Genomic DNA, 18,373 nt, shown 5'->3' with positions numbered 1-18,373 from the left:
AAGTAGAAAAGAGAGGGCACCTTCGGGTGCCCTCTCTTTTTTTGTTTTCAGTGCCCATGGTTGCCGATGGCAATAAAAAAGCCAGCCCGGTGGGGCTGGCTTGATGTGGCCGGCGGACACGCGCGATTAGAGCATTTTCCCGGTTTCCAGGTAGCGGGTGTGCCAGGCGAAGGCTTCTTGCAGCATGTGGGGGGTTTGCTTGCCGGGTGCCCGTTCCACGGCATGCTTGTAGTAGTCCATCAGCGGCCCGCGGAAGCTGGGGTGGGCGCAATTCTCGATGATCACCTTGGCCCGCTGTTTGGGCGACAGGCCGCGCAGGTCAGCCAGCCCCTGTTCGGTGACGATGATCTGCACGTCGTGCTCGGTGTGGTCCACGTGGGACACCATGGGCACGATGCTGGAGATGGCGCCCTTCTTGGCCTGGGACGGGGTGACAAAAATGGAGATATAGGCATTGCGGGCGAAGTCGCCGGAACCGCCGATGCCGTTCATGATCTGGCTGCCCATGATGTGAGTGGAGTTCACGTTGCCGTAGATGTCGGCTTCGATCAGACCGTTCATGGCGATCACGCCCAGGCGGCGAATGACTTCCGGGTGGTTGCTGATTTCCTGGGGGCGCAGGATGATTTTTTCGCGGAAACGACCGAGGTCCGCGTTGAGTTCGGTCAGGGCGTCGGGACTCAGGGAGAAGGCCGTGGCGGAGGCGCAGCTCATCTTGCCGGACTTGAGCAGTTCCAGCATGCCGTCCTGGATCACCTCGGTATAGGCGGTGAGGTTCTCGAAAGGCCCTTCGTTGAGGCCTGCCAGCACGGCGTTGGCGATGTTGCCCACGCCGGACTGGATGGGCAGCAGATTGCGCGGCAGGCGGCCCATCTTGACCTCGTGTTCAAGGAACTCAAGGATGTGTCCGGCAATCCGGCGCGAGTCCCCATCGGGGGGCGTGAAGGCGGAGTTACGGTCGCTGCTGTTGGTTTCCACCACGGCAATGACCTTGTTCGGATCGACCCGCAGGAAGGGTTCGCCGATGCGGTCGTCGGTCTTGATGATGGGAATCGGCTTGCGGTTCGGCGGCAACTGGGTGCCGTAATACACGTCGTGCATGCCTTCCAGCAGCGGATTTTGCCAGTTGTTGACTTCGAGGATGACCTTGTCCGCCTGGTCCAGCCACGTCTTGTTGTTGCCGATGGAGGAGGAGGGGATCAGACGGCCATCTTCGGTGATGCCGGTCACTTCCACCACGGCTACGTCGAGCTTACCGAGGAAGCCGAACCAGACGAACTGAGCCACGTGGGACAAGTGAATGTCGATGTATTCCATCTCGCCAGCGTTGATGCGCTTGCGGCAGGTGGGATCGGATTGGTAAGGCAGGCGCATCTCGATGCCGTCCACCATGGCGAGGGCGCCGTCGAGTTCGGGGGCGGTGGATGCGCCGGTCCAGACGCCGATGCGGAATTTCTTGCCGTGCAGGTTGGCATCCATGATGCGCTTGGCCAGGGCCGAGGGCACCGCCTTGGGATAACCGGCGCCGGTGAAGCCGCTCATGCCGACGTTGACGCCGAAGGGAATCAGGGCGGCCGCTTCTTCGGCGGACATGATTTTGCTGCGTAGGGCGGGGTTGAGAATGCGTGAGGCGTCCGACATTTTGTCTCCAGAATTTTTAAGTATGAAAACCCTCCGCGATCGCGTTCGCCATCGCTAGGAGCGCGCATTATCCGGGCCATAAATTACGGAAACTTGACGCCATAATTATGCATTACAACATTTGACAAGGAAAGCAAACCTTGCTGCAATGCAGCAGCCATGCGGCTTGGCGATTTATTAGGGATTGCTGAAGGAGACTGGGAAAAAGAAAAAGGGCAGTGCTTTTGCACTGCCCTTTGATGCTGGAGCGGCAGAAGAGTCTCGAACTCTCGACCTATACCTTGGCAAGGTATCGCTCTACCAACTGAGCTACTGCCGCTTGGAAACCTTCAATTTTGGAGGCGCGGGCCGGAGTCGAACCGACCTACACGGATTTGCAATCCGGTGCATAACCGCTTTGCTACCGCGCCAAAACTCGTCGAAACAAGTTCCTGAAACTAAGAGGGGGAAAGCTAGGCTTTCCCCCTATCAAACCTGGAGCGGCAGAAGAGTCTCGAACTCTCGACCTATACCTTGGCAAGGTATCGCTCTACCAACTGAGCTACTGCCGCAGGAGAGGTGCGCATTATAGCGATGTTTCCGTCAGCGTCAACGGCTGCGATCAGAAATTTCGGGCCATGCCTTGCGCAGATAGTAGACCATGGACCACAGGGTCAACACCGCGGCGATGTTCAACAGCCAGACGCCTGCCAGGTTCCAGAGGGGCGAGCCGTAATGGAGCAACAAGGTGATGGCAACCATCTGGGCGGTGGTTTTCAGTTTGCCGACGAAGGAGACAGCGACGCTCTTGGCGGCACCGATTTTCGCCATCCATTCCCGCAGAGCGGAGATGGTAATTTCCCGACCGATGATGATGAAGGCCACGATGGCGTCGGCGCGGTCCAGCTGGACCAGCAACACCAGGGCGGCGGCCACCATCAACTTGTCGGCCACAGGATCGAGGAAGGCACCGAAGGCCGAGGTTTGTTCGAGCTTGCGCGCCAGCCAGCCGTCGAACCAATCGGTGATGGCAGCCGCGACGAACAGCAGCGTAGCGTAGAAGTTTTGCTCACTGGCGGTGAGCATTCCCTTGGGCAGGTAGAAAACGCCGACGAAAAGGGGAATCAACAGGATGCGCGCCCAGGTGAGCAGGTTCGGGATGTTGAGGGGCATGACGTGTCGTTGGTTTAGTGAAGTTCCCGAAAAATGTCTTCCGCCAGTTTGCGGCTGATGCCTTCCACCCGGCACAGGTCTTCAACCGTGGCGGCGCGTACCCCGTCCAGTCCACCGAAGTGGGCCAGCAATTTGCGTCGGCGGGTGGGGCCGATGCCGGCCACGTCTTCCAGGGTGGAACGTCCTCGCGCCTTGGCCCGCCGCGCCCGGTGGCCCGCCACGGCAAAGCGGTGGGCTTCGTCGCGAACTTCCTGGATCAAGTGGAAACCGGCATGGTCCATGGGCAATTGTAGCGGCTCATCGCGCCCCCAGACGAACAGGGTTTCCAGACCGGGTTTGCGTTCTTCACCCTTGGCGATGCCGATGGTGAGCAGGTGGGCAAGATTGAGTTCCGCCAATACTTCCCGTGCGACCCGATGCTGGCCTTTGCCGCCATCGATCAGAATCAAGTCGGGGGCCGGGCTGTCGCCGCTGGCGACCTTGCTGTAGCGCCGCTCCAGGGCTTGGGCCATGGCGGCGTAGTCGTCACCGGGCGTAATGCCGGCAATATTGAAACGCCGGTACTCGCTGCTTTTCATGGCGCCGTCGATGCACACCACGCAGGAGGCAACGGTGCCTTCGCCCATGGTGTGGCTGATGTCGAAGCATTCAATGCGGGCCGGAGCCTCTTCCAGATCGAGGGCGAGGCGCAGGGCCTCCAAGCGTTCCCCGGAACGCGCCCTGGCCTGGCTGCGGGCGGTGATGGCGAGCTTGGCGTTGTTGTCGGCCATTTCCAGCCAGGCCCGTTCCTTCTCGTTGCGGGGGAGGCCGACGGCGACTTTTTTGCCTTCGAACACAGCATCGCATTCCTCGGCAATGTCCCAGGCCACGATCAAGCGGCTGGGGGGCGGGTGTTCCAAGTAGTGTTGGGCGACGAAGGCCGCCAGGGCCTCCACTGGGTCAGCCTCGGCGGTGACGGCGTTGCGCGGGAACAGGGCCTTGTCGCCCAGGTGCAAGCCGCCCCGAACCATGGCCAGGTTGATGCACAGTTCGCCCCGATCGGCCTGGACGGCGATGATGTCCGCGTCCTCCTCGCCAGTGGAACTGACGTATTGCCGGTGCAGTACCGCTTGCAGGGATTTGATTTGGTCACGCAGGGCGGCGGCCTGCTCGAAGTGCAGGGATTCAGCGGCAACCCGCATCTGCTCGGTCAGCCGTTCGATGACCTCCGAGTGGCGGCCCTTGAGGAACAACTCTGCCAGCCGCGCATCGGCGGCGTATTCCTCCTGGCTCACGAGGCCCACGCAGGGCGCCTTGCAGCGCTTGATCTGATGCATCAGGCAGGGCCGTGAACGATTGGCGAAAACCGAGTTTTCGCAAGTACGCAGGAGGAAGGTCTTTTGCAACAACTGGATGCTGTCCCGCACGGCCAAACCACTGGGGAAGGGGCCGAAGTAGCGGGAGCGCTTTTCAAAGCCACCGCGATGGAAGGCCAGTTGGGGGAATTCATCCCCCGAGAGCTTGATGTAGGCGTAGCTCTTATCGTCGCGGAAGAGGATGTTGTACTTGGGCGTGAGCTTCTTGATCAGGGTGTTTTCCAGGATCAAGGCTTCGGCCTCGGAGCGGGTGGCCGTGGTTTCCACATTGGCCACCTGCTGCACCATCAGGGCAATCCGGGGCGATAGGCCGGTGCGCAAAAAATAGCTGCTGACCCGGCGCTTGAGGTTCTTCGCCTTGCCCACATAGAGCACCTGTCCGTCGGCATCGAGCATCCGATACACCCCTGGCGCTTCCGTCAGGGTGGCGAGGAATGCCTTGGCATCGAACGGCGGTGGCGAACTGGCGGCCATGGTGTCAGGCATCGAGATGGCGGCGGATGGTGCGGAATACGTTGTGGAAGGCGGCTTCGGTGAGGCGACCCGTGTTGGTGTTGTAGCGACTGCAATGGTAACTATCCACCAGGGTTTGACCGCTGGGGAGGGCGTGAACGGCGCCATGGCCGAAGGTCAGGGCGCTCTGCTTCATGCCCAGGGCCGTGAGCACGGCCTTATGGGCGATCAGGCCCAAGGCCAGGATTACCCGCAGATCCGGCGCCGACTGGTCGAGTTCTTGGGCCAGCCAGGTGTTGCAGGTCTTGATCTCGCTGGTTTCCGGTTTGTTCTGCGGCGGCAGGCACTTGACCGCATTGGTGATGCGGCAGTCGCGCAGAGTGAGGTCATCGTCGGCAGCGTCCGACGTGGACTTGGAACCGAAACCGAAACGATGCAGGGTGTCGTAAAGCAGGATGCCGGCGTAGTCGCCGGTGAACGGCCGGCCGCTGGCATTGGCCCCGTGCATGCCGGGGGCGAGGCCCACGATCAGCAGCCGGGCCTTGGCATCGCCAAAGGGCAGGACGGGTTTGCAGTAGTAGTCGGGGTGGTCGGCTTTCACTTTGCCAAGGAAGCGGGAAAGGCGGGGACAGGCTGTGCAGTCCGATACGGCGGTGGGGGAAACGGCAGTCTTCATGGCAGCAAAAAACGCAATCCGGAGCGGCGGACCCGCGCCAGGGGAGGGTGAGGGACAAAGGATGGGGCGCGGAGCGGGTATTTCAAGGCGGTTTCCTTGGCGATCCTGTCCCGGCCCGCTAGGATACCGGCCCATGAAACGGGATTGGGACATTTTCTGTGCCGTGGTGGACAACTACGGCGACATTGGGGTCTGCTGGCGGTTGGCTCGGCAACTGGCGAACGAGCATGGGATCAAGGTGCGCTTATGGGTGGATGACCTTGTCCCCCTGGCCCGTCTTTGCCCCGAGGCCGACCCTTCCAGGGAATGCCAGGACGTGCAGGGGGTGACGGTGCGGCGCTGGCAAGCTCCCTTCCCCGACGTGGTTCCCGCAGCGGTGGTGATCGAGGCTTTCGCTTGCGAGTTGCCTGAAAGCTACCTGGTGGCCATGGCCGCCAAGGCCGAGCCCCCATGTTGGATCAACCTGGAGTACCTCTCGGCTGAGGCTTGGGTGGAGGATTGCCATCGCATGGCGTCTCCCCATCCGCGCCTGTCGCTGACCAAGCATTTCTTTTTCCCGGGGTTTACGGCGCGTACCGGAGGGCTGTTGCGGGAATCGGATTACGATCGCCGCCGCGCCGCCTTCGATGCCGAGGCCTTCCGCGCCGAACTCGGCCTGCCGGTACCAGGGGCCGGGGAACTGATCGTGTCCCTGTTCGGCTATGAGAATGATGGCGTGGCCGAATTGCTGGGGGCCTGGGCTGATGGGGAGCGACCGATACGTTGCCTGCTGCCCGAAGGGCGCTTGCTGCCCCAGGTGGCGGCCTTCTTCGGCGGCGGCAGTCGCCATTTCCAGCGTGGTAGCTTGGCCGTCCACGTCCTGCCTTTCCTGCCTCAGCCGGACTATGACCGCCTGCTGTGGCTGTGCGATGTGAATTTCGTCCGTGGCGAGGATTCCTTTGTCCGCGCCCAATGGGCAGCCAAGCCACTGGTTTGGCACATTTATCCCCAGCAGGACCAGCACCATCGCGTCAAGCTATCGGCTTTCCTCGCCCGTTACCAAGCCGGTCTTGACGCGGGGGCGGCCCGCGCCATGGCCGACTTGTGGCTGGCGTGGGAAAACGAGGCCGGTGCCGGCGCCTCTTGGCCGGCTTTCATGGCCGCGCTGCCGGCCTTGTCCGCCCATGCCGAAAGCTGGTCACGGGGGCTCCGGCAGCAGCCCGACTTGGTCACGCAATTGCTGTCTTTTTCAATGGAATCAAGGTAGAATCGCGGGCTTTACTTTTCCCGTCCAAGGCTCGTAAGCAATGAAAACCGCTCAGGAACTCCGCGCAGGCAACGTCGTGATGGTGGGTGCCGACCCCCTCGTCGTGCAAAAGACCGAATACAACAAGTCCGGCCGTAACGCTGCCGTGGTCAAGATCAAGTTCAAGAACTTGCTCTCCGGCGCCAATTCCGAGACCGTTTACAAGGCCGACGACAAGTTCGAGATCGTCCAGCTCGATCGCAAGGAAGTGACCTATTCCTACTTTGCCGATCCCCTCTATGTGTTCATGGACGCCGACTACAACCAGTTTGAAGTCGAAGGCGAAAACATGTCCGACGCCCTCAAGTACCTGGAAGACGGTCTGGCTTGTGAAGTGGTGTTCTACGACGGCAAGGCCATCTCCGTCGAACTGCCCACCACCGTGGTGCGCGAAGTGACCTACACCGAGCCCGCCGTCAAGGGCGACACCTCCGGCAAGGTGATGAAGCCCGCCAAGATCTCCACCGGTTTCGAGTTGCCCGTGCCCCTGTTCGTGGACATCGGCGACAAGATCGAAATCGACACCCGTACCGACGAGTACCGTAACCGGGTCAAATAAGCCGGAGATTTTTAGGCCCGTCGCAGGGCCGATGAACGACAAAGGGCAGCCAAGGCTGCCCTTTTCGTTTGGCACTAGGTGATCAGGCGGTGGCTTCCAGCAGGGAATCCACCACCGAATAGCCGACCCCATCCTCGGGGTCCAGTTCGCGCAGTTTGTCCACCAGGGCGATGGACAAGGCCCGGCCACCCCGTCGCAGTTCGATGAAGGCCAGGGCCTTGAGTGCCCGCAGGGTGTGGCTCCAGGGCGATTCGTTACGGCGGGTGAAGTGCTCAGGGTGCCATTGCTGCCAGTCGGCCGACAGGTTGCATTGGCGCGAGGCCTCGGCCAAGGCCCCGAGGGCGGCTTCGTGGGCGGCGTCGAACTGACGATAGCGGTTATGCAGCTTGATCAGGCAAAACCAGGCGGGCAGGGCGGTTGCCGAAATCGCCAGGGCTTCGCGGAACAGCCGCTCCGCCGTGGCGGGCTCGTCCTGATAGAGGGCGATGCCCTGTTGCAGCTTGGCGTTGACGACTTCTGGCAAGGGACCGAAATAAACCAGGTCCTCCATTTCCAGTTGCAGCATGTGGGTCATCCTTCGTTTGTGGGGTTGATGCCATGAAATGTGTTGTCGGACCAATGCTGCAAGTTGGATGCCAACGGATTCAGGGGGGAATGGCCACGATTCGGTTCTTGCCTTGGGCCTTGGCCTTGTATGTTCCTTCGTCGGCGCGATAGAGGAAGGATTTCATGGTGTCGTTGGGCAGCAATTCCGTGGCGCCGATGCTCACGGTGCAGCTGACGGCCACGTTGCTGGCGGGATGGAGCAGGGTCGAGGCAAAGTCGAGTCGGATGCGTTCGGCCAGAATCACCGCCTGGGACAAGGGCGTCTCGGGCAGCAGGACGACGAATTCCTCCCCACCGTAGCGGTAGCCGCCATCCGTTTTGCGCAGGTTGCGGCGGATGGTGGTGGCCATGGTCTTGAGGGCGTTATCGCCCTCAAGGTGTCCCCAGGTGTCGTTGTATTGTTTGAAGTTATCCACGTCGAGTAGCAGAACGGACAAAGGCGACGCGTAGCGGTTGCAGCGGTAGATCTCCCGTTCCAGGTGCTCGTAGCAACTGCGCAGATTGCCCAGGCCGGTGAGCTCGTCGGTGACGCTGAGCTGGCGATAGCGTTCCTCGCTTTTCATCAGGGCGATTTCCGCCTGCTTGCGCTCGGTGATGTCCTGCAAGGTCTCGATGACGCCGCTGACTTCGCCATGGTCATCCACCAGGGGAGCGGCCGTCAGATAGAGCCAGCGCCCGTTTGTGCCCAGATCGGGGAAGTGCCCCTCCGCTTCGATGGCGCCAGGGATCAGTTGGGAGGCGTGAAAGTGGCCGTCGTAGTATTTCGCCACTTCCGTTGGAGAGGCGCCGTCCAGCAATAGGTCGGCCAGGATCGGGCGGGGTTCCGGATAGGCGGGGAACCACTGGCGCTTGGTGCCGATCAAGTCCTTGGCCGAGACTTCGAACAAGGTTTCATAGGCCCGGTTCATGTGGACGATGGTGTGGTCGCGGTCGATGACGATGCTGGCAACCGAACTGCCGTTGATGATGGCTGCCATCAGGGCCCGTTCCCGTTGCAGGGCAATTTCCGCCTGGCGTCGTGCGGTGACGTCCTGTAGCGTTTCGATGGCGCCGATGATGTTGCCGGCGGTATCCCGCAGCAGGGCGGCGGTGAAGAACAGCCAGCGGCCCTCGGGAGGAAAGCCGGGAAAGAAGTCCTCGGCTTCAAAGGTTCCCTGGTTGAGTTCGGAGGGACGGAACTTGCCATGGTAGTAGCGATCCACCTCGGCTTCGTTGGCGCCCAGCAGCAGCAGGTCGGCCATGGCGGGCCGCTGGGTGGGATAAAAGGGCTGCCAATGGTTGCTGGTGCCCACCACCCGGGTGGCGGGGAAGCCGGTCAGGAGTTCGCAGGCGCGATTCCAGTGGATGACGACGTGGTTGCGATCAATGACGAAGGTCGGTATCGGGTTGAGGTCGACCACCTGCGCCGCCGTGGTTTCCTCAGTGCTGGGGGGACGGGGCTCGCTGCCATCGATGGGGGCTTCCATGACCTACTCCTGTGGAGGGAGGCATTACGCTGGGCGACCTGCTTTTTTTATAGGGTACTACGCAAATACCGATGTCATGTTTGAATTATTCGTGTCTATTATATTTTAGGTAGAAAATAGTTGTCGTGGTGGTCGGCCTTGCGCCCCGCCACCCTTAGCAGTACTGCTCGCCGCTCTTCTTCGCCCAGTTCGCCCCATTGGGCGATTTCCTCCAGGGTGCGGTGACAGCCTTGGCAGAGGTTCCGCTCGGGGTCCATGCGGCAAAGGCCGATACAGGGCGAGGGGGTGATCATGAAAAGCGTTGGGCAATGACGCGCAGGGCGGTCCGGTAGCGCTCGTCCGCTTGCAGGCTGGCCCAGTCGAGCGCCGCTTTAGCGGGCAGCAGCCGCTCGATGCGGCTGGAGACGGTGTCATTGATCTGGGGCTGCCAATCGCGGAGTAGGGTCGCCACGTCGTCCGGCGAGTTGCATACCAGCAGGGCATCGCAGCCGGCGGCGCGGGCCGCCTGGACCCGATGCAGGACATCGCCGGCCACGGCGGCACCGGCCATGGACAGGTCGTCGCTGAAGATCACGCCGCTGAAACCCAGGCTGCTCCTTAGTTTGCCGATCCAGACCGGGGAGAAACCGGCGGGACGTTGGTCCACCTTGGGGTAGATCACATGGGCCGGCATGACCGCGTCGAGGCGCAACAGTTGGTAGGGACGCATGTCTTCCTGGATGGCTTCCCAACTCCGTTCATCGACGGGAATGGCCACGTGGGAATCAGCCTCCACCCAGCCATGGCCGGGGAAGTGCTTGCCGCAGGCACCCATGCCGGCTTCCCTCAGACCCTCGATCAGGGCAGCGGCCAAGCGGGCCACCACGACGGGCTGGCGATGAAAGGAACGGTTGCCGATCACCGTGCTGCGGCCGTAATCCAAGTCCAGCACCGGCGTGAAAGAAAAGTCCACGCCACAGGCGCGCAACTCGGCAGCCAGGACGTAACCCACTTGCCGTGCCGCGCTTTCAGCGATTTCCGCGCCCTGTTCATCCCAGAGCCTGCCCAATTGGGCCATGGCCGGCAAGGCCGTAAAGCCTTCCCGGCAACGCTGTACCCGGCCGCCCTCGTGGTCGATGCTGATGGGCAGGCGCGGGCTGCGCAGGGCGTGGATCTCCGCGCAGAGACGGTCAAGCTGCTCCCGGTCCTGGTAGTTGCGGGAAAACAGGATGATGCCGCCCACCAGGGGGTGGGACAGGCGCTCGCGATCCAGCGCCGTGAGTTCGGTGCCGGCGATGTCGATGAAGAGGGGGCCCAGGGGTTGGCTAATGGGTTGGCTGATGGGCTGGCGGGGCGTATTCATGGGGCCTCGATGACGACGAAGGCGACGACGGTGTCCCGTTCGTCGGAAAGGGAAAGGTGGCAGCGCAGCTGGCGTTGGTCGATATAGGCCGCCAGTTCGCCATGGAAACGAAAGCCGGGTTTGCCGAGTGGGTCGTGGATGATCTCAATGGCAGGGAGCAGCACCGGCGCCCGGATGCCGGTGCCGAGGGCCTTGCCCAGGGCTTCCTTGGCGGCGAAGCGTTTGGTCAGGAAGCGGGCGGGATCATTGCTGGCGCGGCAGTCGTCCCGCTCCTGGGGGGCCAGGCATTTTTCCAAGGCCCGTTCGCCGTGACGTTGGTACAGATCGCCCAGGCGGGCAATCGCGGCGATGTCCGTGCCGATGCCGTGGATCACCGAGCTTGCTCCTCGTCCTGGATGCACTGCAAGTAACGCTTGACGGTGTCGCCGTAGCCGAACTCCAGGGCGTCACCGATCAGGGCGTGGCCGATGGAGACTTCCTGCACGCCGGGCACGGCACGGAGGAAGTCGGCCAGGTTGGCACGATTGAGGTCGTGGCCGGCATTGACGCCCAGGCCCGCATCCAGTGCCGCTTGGGCGGCGGCAGCGAAGCGGGCGAGTTGCGCTGCCTGCTGCGGGCCACCGTGGGCGGCGGCGTAGGGCTCGGTGTAAAGCTCGACCCGGTCGGCGCCCACCGCCTTGGCCAGGGCCATGGCGGCCGGATCGGCGTCCATGAACAGGCTGACCCGCACGCCGAGGGCGTGACACTCTTCGATCAGGGGGCGGACCCGTTCGCCATCGGCTGACAAGTTCCAGCCGTGGTCGGAAGTGAACTGGCCTTCGCTGTCGGGGACGAAGGTGCATTGGTGGGGGCGTACCTGGCGAATGAAATCCATCAGGTTGTGAAAGGGGTTGCCCTCGATGTTGAACTCGGCCTGGGGCCAGCGTTTCATCAGGTCCGCCAGGGCGAACACGTCGTTCTTGCGGATGTGGCGTTCGTCGGACCGGGGGTGGATGGTGATGCCCTGGGCGCCCGCCTCGAGGCAGAGGGTGGCGGCATGGACCACGTTGGGAATATCCAGGTGGCGGGAATTGCGCAGCAACGCAACCTTGTTCACATTGACCGATAGCGCGGTGATGGTCATCACAACTCCTGAAGTTCGACAAAAACCCGCCGCGATTGCAGGGATTGGCCGTTCAAATGATGGGTGATCAGTTGCCGCATCAATGCCTTGCTTTCGGCGCGGGTGCGGGCGTCAGTGTAGTCGTCGGCCGCCATGTCGAGCAGGGTTTTACCTGCCAGGGGCGGCACGCCCTCGTCGCCCCGGGCCTCGACGGCGCCGCGTTCCACCAGATAGAGATAGCGGCCGTCGGTGGTGATGGGCTTGCCTTCAGCGTCCTGGTCCAGGCTCAGGCCGTAGCCGATTTCCCGCAGCAGGATTTTCTCGAAGCGGCGCAGCTCCGGCGCGTCGGCGGCCCCCGTGGCAAGGGCGCCGAGGGCAGCCTCGTAGGCGTCGAACAGCACGGGATGGCCGTCTTCCCGGGGCAGCAGCTTCATCAGCAACTCGTTGAGGTAGTAGCCCAGCAACAGGCAGCGCCCTGACAGGAGCGGCACGCCCCCCAGCCATTCGGCCTTGGCCAAGGTCTTCACTTCCCCCGCGCCGAACCAGCCCAGTTCCAGGGGCTGGAAACCGATCAGCACGCCGCGCAAGGCCGCCCGGGGGCGCCGCGCGCCGCGCGCCAGCATGGGTACGCGGCCATGGTCCCGGGAAAAAACGTCCAGGATCAGGCTGGTTTCGCTGTAGGGATAAGTGTGGAGCAGGTAGGCCCGCTGGTCGTCCACACGCTGTTTGTGCGCCATGGCCGCCTGCCGGGCTTATTCGTAGCCGAGGGATTTCAGGGCGCGCTCGTCGTCGGCCCAGCCGCTCTTGATCTTGACCCAGGTCTCCAGCCAGACCTTGCCGCCGAACAGGTTTTCCATGTCCTTGCGGGCGTCGGTGGAAATGCGCTTGAGCAGTTCGCCGCGCTTGCCGATGACGATGCCCTTGTGGGCTTCCTTGTCCACGATGATGGCGGCGTGGATGCGGCGCAGGTTACCCTCGGTTTCGTATTTCTCGATTTCCACGGCGATGCCGTAGGGCAGCTCTTCGCCCAGGTTGCGGAACAGCTTTTCCCGGATCATCTCGGCGGCGAGGAAGCGCTCGGAACGGTCGGTGATGTCGTCGGCCTCGAACAGGGGCTCGGCTTCCGGCAGGTAGTTCGCTGCGGTCTTGAGCAGCTCCTCCACCGCCAGGCCTTTTTCGGCGCTGATGGGCACGATGTCGCTGAAGGGATATTCGCTGCTGACCTGTTCGATGAAGGGCAGCAGCACGCCTTTGTCCTCCAGCTTGTCCACCTTGTTGATGACCAGGATCACCGGATGGCCGGCGGGCAGCAGCTTGACGATTTCCTGCTCGCCAGGCCCCCAGCGGCCGGCCTCGATGACGAACAACACCACGTTCACGTCGGCCAGGGTTTGGGTGACGCTGCGGTTCATCAGACGGTTCAGGGCGTTCTTGTGCTTGGTCTGGAAGCCGGGGGTGTCCACGAAGATGAACTGGCAGTCGTCGGTGGTGAGAATGCCGTGGATGCGGTGCCGGGTGGTCTGGGCCTTCTTCGAGGTGATGCTCACCTTGGCGCCCACCAAGCGGTTGTTGAGGGTGGACTTGCCCACGTTGGGGCGGCCGACGATGGCGAGGAAGCCGGTCTTGAAGGGGGGGGCGTTTTTTGCGGTCATGGTTTATTTCTTCTTCTGGTGTTTGGCTTCGGCCAGGGGCAGGGCCAGGCGGGCGGCCTCCTGCTCGGCGATGCGGCGACTGCTGCCCAGGCCGCGGGTGGTGATGAACAACTCGGGGACCTCGCATTCCACTTCGAAAGTCTGCGCATGGGCCTCGCCCTGGGTGGCTACCAGGCGGTAGCGGGGCAGGTCCAGGTGCTTGCCTTGCAGGTATTCCTGAAGGGCGGTCTTGGCATCCTTGGCCGATACCTTGGGGTCGATGGCCTCCAACAGCGGCTGGTAGAGGCGGACGATGGCGCCGGCCGCGGTCTCGAAGCCGGCATCCAGATAGATCGCGCCAAAGATGGCCTCCAGGGCATCGGCCAGGATGGACGGGCGACGGAAGCCGCCGCTTTTCAACTCCCCTTCGCCGAGGCGGAGGATGTCCCCCAGGTGTAGCCGCTGGGCCAGTTCGGCCAGGGTGTCCTGCTTGACCAGGCCGGCCCGCAGGCGGGAGAGGTCGCCTTCCTTGGTTTGGGGAAAACGCTCAAACAGTTGGGCGGCGATGGTGCAGTTGAGAATGCTGTCGCCGAGAAATTCCAGCCGCTCGTTGTTGGGGGAGCCGAAACTGCGGTGCGTCAGGGCCTGGAGCAGCAGCTCGGAACGGCCAAAGTCATGGCCCAGCGACCGCTCCAGGTTCTTCGGCGTCATTGCTTGTTGCTGCTGCCCTCAAAGTCGATCAGCAAGCTGAGGTTGGCAACGAGGGGGATCTTCTTGCTGTAGGCGAAGGAAAGCACCACCTGCTCGCCTTCCTTGGTGATGTCCAGGTCCGTGGGGTCCACCGAATTGGCCCGTTCCAGGCCGGCGCGCTTGGCGAAGTTGTCGCGGATTTCCTTGACGCTGGCCGACTTGGTGGCGGGGTCGTTGACCACGGCCTTGATGATCTTGTTCAGGGTCAGGTATTCGATCACGTCCGGCGTGACTTTCATCACCAAAACCGCCGACAGGCCGATGATCACGGCCCAGACCAGCAGGCCGGAGAGGGTCAGGCCCCGTTGCGAAGCGCGGGTGGTGCGATTGCGGTCCATCGTAACTCCCTTACTTGAAGGAACCGATCCGTTTCAGATCGCCAAAGTTGAACCAGATGAAGAAGGCCTTGCCGACGATGTTTTCATCGGGAACGAAGCCCCAGAAGCGGCTGTCGGCGGAGTTGTCCCGGTTGTCGCCCATCATGAAGTAATGGCGGGGGGGGACTTCGCAGACCACGCCCTCGGTATTGTAGTGACATTTGTCCTGATGCTCGAAGGGGTGGGACTGGGCAATGAAGCCCGAGGCGTCCTTGTCGATCAGGATGGCGTGTTCGACGTTGCCAAGTTTCTCGGTGTAGCGGGGGGTATAGAACAGCTTGTCCTTGTCGAGGAATTCGCCATCGGGCTGGATGGGCACAGGCTGGCCGTTCACCGTCAGTTTCTTGTTCAGGTAGGCGATCTTGTCGCCGGGCAGACCCACCACCCGCTTGATGTAGTCCAGGGAGGGATCGACGGGATAGCGGAAGACCATGACGTCGCCACGTTGGGGCTGGCCCACGTCGATCACCTTCTTGTTGATCACCGGCAGGCGGATGCCGTAGGCGAACTTGTTCACCAGGATGAAATCGCCCACCAGCAGGGTGGGGATCATGGAACCGGAGGGAATTTTGTAGGGCTCGATCAGGAAGGAGCGGAGGAAGAACACCGCCAGGATCACCGGGAAGAAGCTGGCGCCGTACTCCACCCAGACCGGCTCCTTGGCGCCCGGTGCCCGGTGCTTGCGGAACACCCATTTGTCCAGGGCCCAGAGGATGCCGGTGGCGACGCAAAGCAGGAACAGGATCAGGGCGAAATTCATGGGGGGGCTTTCGGTGTGGGATTTGTTATTTGTCGTCGACGCGCAGCACGGCGAGGAAGGCTTCCTGGGGAATTTCCACCCGGCCCACTTGCTTCATGCGTTTCTTGCCGGCCTTCTGCTTTTCCAGCAGCTTCTTCTTCCGGGTGATGTCGCCGCCGTAACACTTGGCCAGCACGTCCTTGCGCATGGCCTTGACGTTTTCCCGGGCGACGATGGTGGAGCCGATGGCAGCCTGGATGGCCACTTCGTACATCTGGCGGGGGATAAGTTCCCGCATCTTGGCGGCCAGTTCCCGGCCCCGGTAGGCGGCGTTGGCCCGGTGCACGATGATGGACAGGGCGTCAACCTTCTCGCCGTTGATCAGGATGTCCAGCTTGACCACGTCGGCGGAGCGGTATTCCTTGAAATCGTAGTCCAGGGAGGCATAGCCCCGGGAGACGGATTTGAGCTTGTCGAAGAAGTCCATCACCACTTCGGCCATGGGAATATCGTAGGTGAGTTGCACCTGACGGCCGTGGTAGGCCAAGTTCACCTGGTTGCCGCGCTTGGCCTCGCAGAGGGTGATGACCGAGCCCAGGTATTCCTGGGGCACGAAAATCTTGGCGGTGATGATGGGTTCCCGTACCTCCTGCATCTTCTGGGTTTCGGGCAGCTTGGAGGGGTTTTCCACCTGGATCACGGTGCCGTCGTTGAGGACGACTTCGTAGACCACCGTCGGTGCGGTGGTGATGAGATCCATGTCGAATTCCCGCTCCAGACGCTCCTGCACGATTTCCATGTGCAGCAAGCCGAGGAAGCCGCAACGGAAGCCGAAGCCCAGGGCCTGGGAAACTTCCGGTTCGAACTGGAGGGAGGCGTCGTTGAGGTGCAGCTTTTCCAGGGAGTCGCGCAGGGCGTCGTACTGGTTGGATTCCACCGGGTAGAGCCCGGCGAACACCTGGGATTTGATTTCCTTGAAACCGGGCAGGGGCTCGGCGGCCACCTTGTCGGCGTGGGTCACGGTGTCGCCCACCTTGGCCGACTTGAGTTCCTTGATGCCGGAAATGATGAAGCCCACTTCGCCAGCGGAAAGGCTTTCCTTCGGCTTGGACTTGGGGGTGAACACGCCGACCTGTTCGCACAGATGCACGTCGCCGTTGGACATCAGCTTGATCTTTTCCTTGGCCTTGAGGGTGCCGTCTACCACGCGCACCAGCATCACCACGCCCACGTAGCTGTCGTACCAGGAATCCACGATCAGCGCCTTGAGGGGCGCGTCGGGGTCGCCTTCCGGGGGCGGCATGCGGGCGATCACCGCCTCGATCACGTCATCCACGCCCAGGCCGGTCTTGGCGGAGCAGGGGATGGCGTCGGTGGCGTCGATGCCGATCACGTCCTCGATTTCCTGGCGGGCGTTGTCCGGGTCGGCGGCGGGCAGGTCGATCTTGTTCAGCACCGGCACCACTTCCACACCCAGGTCCAGGGCGGTGTAACAGTTAGCCACGGTCTGGGCTTCCACGCCCTGGGAGGCATCCACCACCAGCAGGGCGCCTTCGCAGGCGGACAGGGAGCGGGAGACCTCGTAGGAAAAGTCCACGTGGCCCGGGGTGTCGATCAGGTTCAGGTTGTAGATCTGGCCGTCCTTGGCCTTGTAGTGCAGGGCCGCCGTCTGGGCCTTGATGGTGATGCCCCGTTCCTTCTCGATATCCATGGAGTCCAGCACCTGGGCTTCCATCTCCCGGTCCGAAAGGCCGCCGCAGCGTTGGATGATGCGGTCGGCCAGGGTGGATTTGCCGTGGTCGATGTGGGCGATGATGGAAAAGTTGCGGATGTGTTTCATGGGCATTCGGGAGGGTTGTACGGCCTAGGCAGGCAAGCGGTTGGTTGCACTGCAATAAAGGGCGCGGATTTTACCTTGAAGCACCGCGATCCGTGAGGGAAAAACCTGATAAATCAGCGCTTGTTACGCATCAATTGGGCTTTCTCGCGTTCCCAATCCCGCTGCTTCTCCGTTTCCCGCTTGTCGTACTGCTTCTTGCCCTTGGCCAGGCCTACTTCCAGCTTGATGCGGCCCTTGCTGAAATGCAGGTCCAGGGGCACCAGGGCGTAGCCGGCCCGTTCCACCTTGCCGATCAGCTTGTTGATCTCTTTTTCGTGCAGCAGCAGCTTGCGGGTCCGCACCGGGTCGGGGTGGACGTGGCTGGAGGCGGTGGACAGGGGACTGAAGTGGGCGCCGATGAGGAAAACCTCGCCGTCCTTGAGCACCACGTAGGCCTCCTTGATCTGGGCCCGGCCGCCCCGGATGGACTTGACCTCCCAACCCTCCAGCACCAGCCCGGCCTCGAAACGTTCTTCGATGAAGTAGTCGTGGAAGGCTTTCTTGTTGTCGACAATGCTCATAAGCTGCGGGAGACGGGGCTGCACGGTAGAATCCGAGGATTGTAAACCAGCAATCCAGCATGGCCGTCGTTGAAAAAACCGTATTGATCGAGCGGACCCCCGCCCAGATGTTCGACTTGGTGGACCGGGTGGAGGACTATCCCCAGTTTCTGCCCTGGTGCGGCGGAACGGAACTGCACGAGCGGACCGACACCACCACGGTGGCGACACTGCATATCAACTACCACGGACTCAAGTCCCACTTTTCCACCAGCAATGAGAAGGAAGCGCCCCACTGGATGACGATCCGCCTGAGGGACGGTCCCCTCAAACAGTTGGACGGTTCCTGGCGCTTCATCCCCCTGGGCGAGGTGGCCTGCAAGATCGAGTTCAAGCTCCGCTACGAGTTTTCCAACAAACTGTTGGAAAAGGCCCTGGGGCCGGTCTTCAACCACATTGCCAACACTTTTGTCGAATCCTTTGTGAAACGGGCCAATCAACGCTATGGCTGAAAACATCAACGTCGAAGTGATCTACGCCCTGTCCGGTCGGCAGGAGCTGGTCAAGGTCAAGCTGCCGGAAGGCAGCACCCTGCAACAGGCCGTGGAGGCTTCCGGCCTGCTGGCCAAATACCCGGAAATCGACCTGGCCAAGGGCAAGTTCGGCATTTTTGCCAAGCTGTCCAAGCTGGATACCCCGGTGCGGGACAAGGACCGGGTGGAAATCTATCGCCCCCTGATCGCCGATCCCAAGGAAGTCCGTAAGCAGCGGGCGGCCGAGGGCAAGGTCATGAAAAAGGGCGGCGGCGAGGAATAGCCCCGCCCGGGCGCGATTCATCCCCACTGCGCTCCGCACCGAAC

Annotated in this window: 21 protein-coding genes and 3 tRNA genes; 4 read left to right on the top strand and 20 right to left on the bottom strand. The window is 62.1% G+C overall.

Annotated features, from left to right (window positions below):
- Positions 1 to 126: 126 nt before the first annotated feature.
- The 7 genes from ACYQ2U_RS08890 to ACYQ2U_RS08860 form a co-directional block, all read right to left on the bottom strand.
- Positions 127 to 1,641 carry an acetyl-CoA hydrolase/transferase family protein gene (locus tag ACYQ2U_RS08890; RefSeq protein WP_459950006.1) on the bottom strand — a complete coding sequence of 505 codons (1,515 nt, stop codon included), beginning with the start codon at positions 1,639 to 1,641 and terminating at the stop codon, positions 127 to 129.
- A 243-nt stretch (positions 1,642 to 1,884) separates the two neighbouring features.
- Positions 1,885 to 1,960 (bottom strand) — tRNA-Gly (locus ACYQ2U_RS08885).
- A gap of 17 nt (positions 1,961 to 1,977) precedes the next feature.
- Positions 1,978 to 2,051, bottom strand: a tRNA-Cys gene (locus ACYQ2U_RS08880).
- Between the two features lie 65 nt (positions 2,052 to 2,116).
- Positions 2,117 to 2,192 (bottom strand) — tRNA-Gly (locus ACYQ2U_RS08875).
- Positions 2,193 to 2,229: 37 nt separating this feature from the next.
- Positions 2,230 to 2,793, bottom strand: coding sequence for a CDP-diacylglycerol--glycerol-3-phosphate 3-phosphatidyltransferase (pgsA, locus tag ACYQ2U_RS08870; protein ID WP_459950005.1), 564 nt, complete (start codon positions 2,791 to 2,793; stop codon positions 2,230 to 2,232).
- A 14-nt stretch (positions 2,794 to 2,807) separates the two neighbouring features.
- Positions 2,808 to 4,634, bottom strand: coding sequence for an excinuclease ABC subunit UvrC (gene uvrC / locus ACYQ2U_RS08865; RefSeq protein WP_459950004.1), 1,827 nt, complete (start codon positions 4,632 to 4,634; stop codon positions 2,808 to 2,810).
- Entirely contained in the window at positions 4,627 to 5,277 is a 651-nt protein-coding gene (locus ACYQ2U_RS08860; protein WP_459950003.1) for a uracil-DNA glycosylase, read from the bottom strand. Before ACYQ2U_RS08860 ends, uvrC begins: the two co-directional genes overlap by 8 nt.
- Positions 5,278 to 5,410: 133 nt before the next feature.
- Between ACYQ2U_RS08860 and earP the strand changes: the two genes are divergently transcribed.
- On the top strand, positions 5,411 to 6,523 hold the full coding sequence (gene earP / locus ACYQ2U_RS08855; protein WP_459950002.1) for an elongation factor P maturation arginine rhamnosyltransferase EarP: 1,113 nt from the start codon (positions 5,411 to 5,413) through the stop codon (positions 6,521 to 6,523).
- A 40-nt stretch (positions 6,524 to 6,563) separates the two neighbouring features.
- A complete protein-coding gene (gene efp, locus ACYQ2U_RS08850) occupies positions 6,564 to 7,121 on the top strand; it encodes an elongation factor P (RefSeq protein ID WP_459950001.1) in 558 nt (185 codons plus the stop codon).
- A gap of 82 nt (positions 7,122 to 7,203) precedes the next feature.
- On the opposite strand, the gene ACYQ2U_RS08845 is transcribed toward efp, so the two are convergent.
- The 13 genes from ACYQ2U_RS08845 to smpB all read right to left on the bottom strand — a co-directional run bounded on the left by ACYQ2U_RS08845 (position 7,204) and on the right by smpB (position 17,534).
- Positions 7,204 to 7,695, bottom strand: a complete 492-nt coding sequence (locus ACYQ2U_RS08845; protein WP_459950000.1) for a hypothetical protein — start codon at positions 7,693 to 7,695, stop codon at positions 7,204 to 7,206.
- Between the two features lie 70 nt (positions 7,696 to 7,765).
- Complete coding sequence (locus ACYQ2U_RS08840; protein ID WP_459949999.1) at positions 7,766 to 9,193, bottom strand: sensor domain-containing diguanylate cyclase; 1,428 nt, start codon at positions 9,191 to 9,193, stop codon at positions 7,766 to 7,768.
- A gap of 98 nt (positions 9,194 to 9,291) precedes the next feature.
- Positions 9,292 to 9,486, bottom strand: coding sequence for a DUF1289 domain-containing protein (locus tag ACYQ2U_RS08835; RefSeq protein ID WP_459949998.1), 195 nt, complete (start codon positions 9,484 to 9,486; stop codon positions 9,292 to 9,294).
- A complete protein-coding gene (nagZ, locus tag ACYQ2U_RS08830; RefSeq protein WP_459949997.1) occupies positions 9,483 to 10,535 on the bottom strand; it encodes a beta-N-acetylhexosaminidase in 1,053 nt (350 codons plus the stop codon). Before nagZ ends, ACYQ2U_RS08835 begins: the two co-directional genes overlap by 4 nt.
- Positions 10,532 to 10,909 (bottom strand): holo-ACP synthase, encoded by a 378-nt coding sequence (gene acpS, locus ACYQ2U_RS08825; protein ID WP_459949996.1) that lies wholly within the window; start codon positions 10,907 to 10,909, stop codon positions 10,532 to 10,534. Before acpS ends, nagZ begins: the two co-directional genes overlap by 4 nt.
- Positions 10,906 to 11,658: a pyridoxine 5'-phosphate synthase gene (locus ACYQ2U_RS08820; protein ID WP_459949995.1), complete on the bottom strand. Its 753-nt coding sequence runs from the start codon at positions 11,656 to 11,658 to the stop codon at positions 10,906 to 10,908. The genes acpS and ACYQ2U_RS08820 overlap by 4 nt, the downstream gene beginning before the upstream one ends.
- Positions 11,658 to 12,374: a DNA repair protein RecO gene (recO, locus tag ACYQ2U_RS08815; protein WP_459949994.1), complete on the bottom strand. Its 717-nt coding sequence runs from the start codon at positions 12,372 to 12,374 to the stop codon at positions 11,658 to 11,660. Before recO ends, ACYQ2U_RS08820 begins: the two co-directional genes overlap by 1 nt.
- Before the next feature lie 15 nt (positions 12,375 to 12,389).
- The gene (era, locus tag ACYQ2U_RS08810; RefSeq protein ID WP_459949993.1) at positions 12,390 to 13,289 is read right to left on the bottom strand and encodes a GTPase Era; all 900 of its coding nucleotides are present in this window, start codon (positions 13,287 to 13,289) and stop codon (positions 12,390 to 12,392) included.
- Between the two features lie 3 nt (positions 13,290 to 13,292).
- Entirely contained in the window at positions 13,293 to 13,979 is a 687-nt protein-coding gene (rnc, locus tag ACYQ2U_RS08805) for a ribonuclease III (RefSeq protein WP_459949992.1), read from the bottom strand.
- Entirely contained in the window at positions 13,976 to 14,356 is a 381-nt protein-coding gene (locus ACYQ2U_RS08800) for a DUF4845 domain-containing protein (protein WP_459949991.1), read from the bottom strand. Before ACYQ2U_RS08800 ends, rnc begins: the two co-directional genes overlap by 4 nt.
- Before the next feature lie 10 nt (positions 14,357 to 14,366).
- A complete protein-coding gene (lepB, locus tag ACYQ2U_RS08795; RefSeq protein WP_459949990.1) occupies positions 14,367 to 15,155 on the bottom strand; it encodes a signal peptidase I in 789 nt (262 codons plus the stop codon).
- Between the two features lie 25 nt (positions 15,156 to 15,180).
- A complete protein-coding gene (gene lepA, locus ACYQ2U_RS08790; RefSeq protein ID WP_459949989.1) occupies positions 15,181 to 16,974 on the bottom strand; it encodes a translation elongation factor 4 in 1,794 nt (597 codons plus the stop codon).
- A gap of 113 nt (positions 16,975 to 17,087) precedes the next feature.
- Positions 17,088 to 17,534 (bottom strand): SsrA-binding protein SmpB, encoded by a 447-nt coding sequence (gene smpB / locus ACYQ2U_RS08785; protein ID WP_459949988.1) that lies wholly within the window; start codon positions 17,532 to 17,534, stop codon positions 17,088 to 17,090.
- 59 nt (positions 17,535 to 17,593) lie between these two features.
- Between smpB and ACYQ2U_RS08780 the strand changes: the two genes are divergently transcribed.
- Together ACYQ2U_RS08780 and ACYQ2U_RS08775 are read left to right on the top strand one after the other, a co-directional pair.
- Positions 17,594 to 18,025, top strand: coding sequence for a type II toxin-antitoxin system RatA family toxin (locus tag ACYQ2U_RS08780; protein WP_459949987.1), 432 nt, complete (start codon positions 17,594 to 17,596; stop codon positions 18,023 to 18,025).
- Positions 18,018 to 18,329: an RnfH family protein gene (locus ACYQ2U_RS08775; protein WP_459949986.1), complete on the top strand. Its 312-nt coding sequence runs from the start codon at positions 18,018 to 18,020 to the stop codon at positions 18,327 to 18,329. Before ACYQ2U_RS08780 ends, ACYQ2U_RS08775 begins: the two co-directional genes overlap by 8 nt.
- Positions 18,330 to 18,373: the final 44 nt, after the last annotated feature.

It is taken from the genome of Denitratisoma sp. agr-D3 (assembly GCF_054658675.1).
This window is presented reverse-complemented; position numbering and strand designations above follow the sequence as displayed.

Coding starts and splice junctions, on each gene's coding strand:
- smpB (WP_459949988.1), bottom strand. CDS start 17,534: ATGAGCATTGTCGACAACAAGAAAGCCTTCCACGACTACTTCATCGAA.
- nagZ (WP_459949997.1), bottom strand. CDS start 10,535: ATGAATACGCCCCGCCAGCCCATCAGCCAACCCATTAGCCAACCCCTG.
- uvrC (WP_459950004.1), bottom strand. CDS start 4,634: ATGCCTGACACCATGGCCGCCAGTTCGCCACCGCCGTTCGATGCCAAG.
- ACYQ2U_RS08835 (WP_459949998.1), bottom strand. CDS start 9,486: ATGATCACCCCCTCGCCCTGTATCGGCCTTTGCCGCATGGACCCCGAG.
- ACYQ2U_RS08775 (WP_459949986.1), top strand. CDS start 18,018: ATGGCTGAAAACATCAACGTCGAAGTGATCTACGCCCTGTCCGGTCGG.
- ACYQ2U_RS08860 (WP_459950003.1), bottom strand. CDS start 5,277: ATGAAGACTGCCGTTTCCCCCACCGCCGTATCGGACTGCACAGCCTGT.
- pgsA (WP_459950005.1), bottom strand. CDS start 2,793: ATGCCCCTCAACATCCCGAACCTGCTCACCTGGGCGCGCATCCTGTTG.
- lepA (WP_459949989.1), bottom strand. CDS start 16,974: ATGAAACACATCCGCAACTTTTCCATCATCGCCCACATCGACCACGGC.
- recO (WP_459949994.1), bottom strand. CDS start 12,374: ATGGCGCACAAACAGCGTGTGGACGACCAGCGGGCCTACCTGCTCCAC.
- ACYQ2U_RS08845 (WP_459950000.1), bottom strand. CDS start 7,695: ATGACCCACATGCTGCAACTGGAAATGGAGGACCTGGTTTATTTCGGT.
- efp (WP_459950001.1), top strand. CDS start 6,564: ATGAAAACCGCTCAGGAACTCCGCGCAGGCAACGTCGTGATGGTGGGT.
- ACYQ2U_RS08820 (WP_459949995.1), bottom strand. CDS start 11,658: ATGACCATCACCGCGCTATCGGTCAATGTGAACAAGGTTGCGTTGCTG.
- earP (WP_459950002.1), top strand. CDS start 5,411: ATGAAACGGGATTGGGACATTTTCTGTGCCGTGGTGGACAACTACGGC.
- ACYQ2U_RS08840 (WP_459949999.1), bottom strand. CDS start 9,193: ATGGAAGCCCCCATCGATGGCAGCGAGCCCCGTCCCCCCAGCACTGAG.
- lepB (WP_459949990.1), bottom strand. CDS start 15,155: ATGAATTTCGCCCTGATCCTGTTCCTGCTTTGCGTCGCCACCGGCATC.
- ACYQ2U_RS08780 (WP_459949987.1), top strand. CDS start 17,594: ATGGCCGTCGTTGAAAAAACCGTATTGATCGAGCGGACCCCCGCCCAG.
- ACYQ2U_RS08800 (WP_459949991.1), bottom strand. CDS start 14,356: ATGGACCGCAATCGCACCACCCGCGCTTCGCAACGGGGCCTGACCCTC.
- ACYQ2U_RS08890 (WP_459950006.1), bottom strand. CDS start 1,641: ATGTCGGACGCCTCACGCATTCTCAACCCCGCCCTACGCAGCAAAATC.
- rnc (WP_459949992.1), bottom strand. CDS start 13,979: ATGACGCCGAAGAACCTGGAGCGGTCGCTGGGCCATGACTTTGGCCGT.
- era (WP_459949993.1), bottom strand. CDS start 13,289: ATGACCGCAAAAAACGCCCCCCCCTTCAAGACCGGCTTCCTCGCCATC.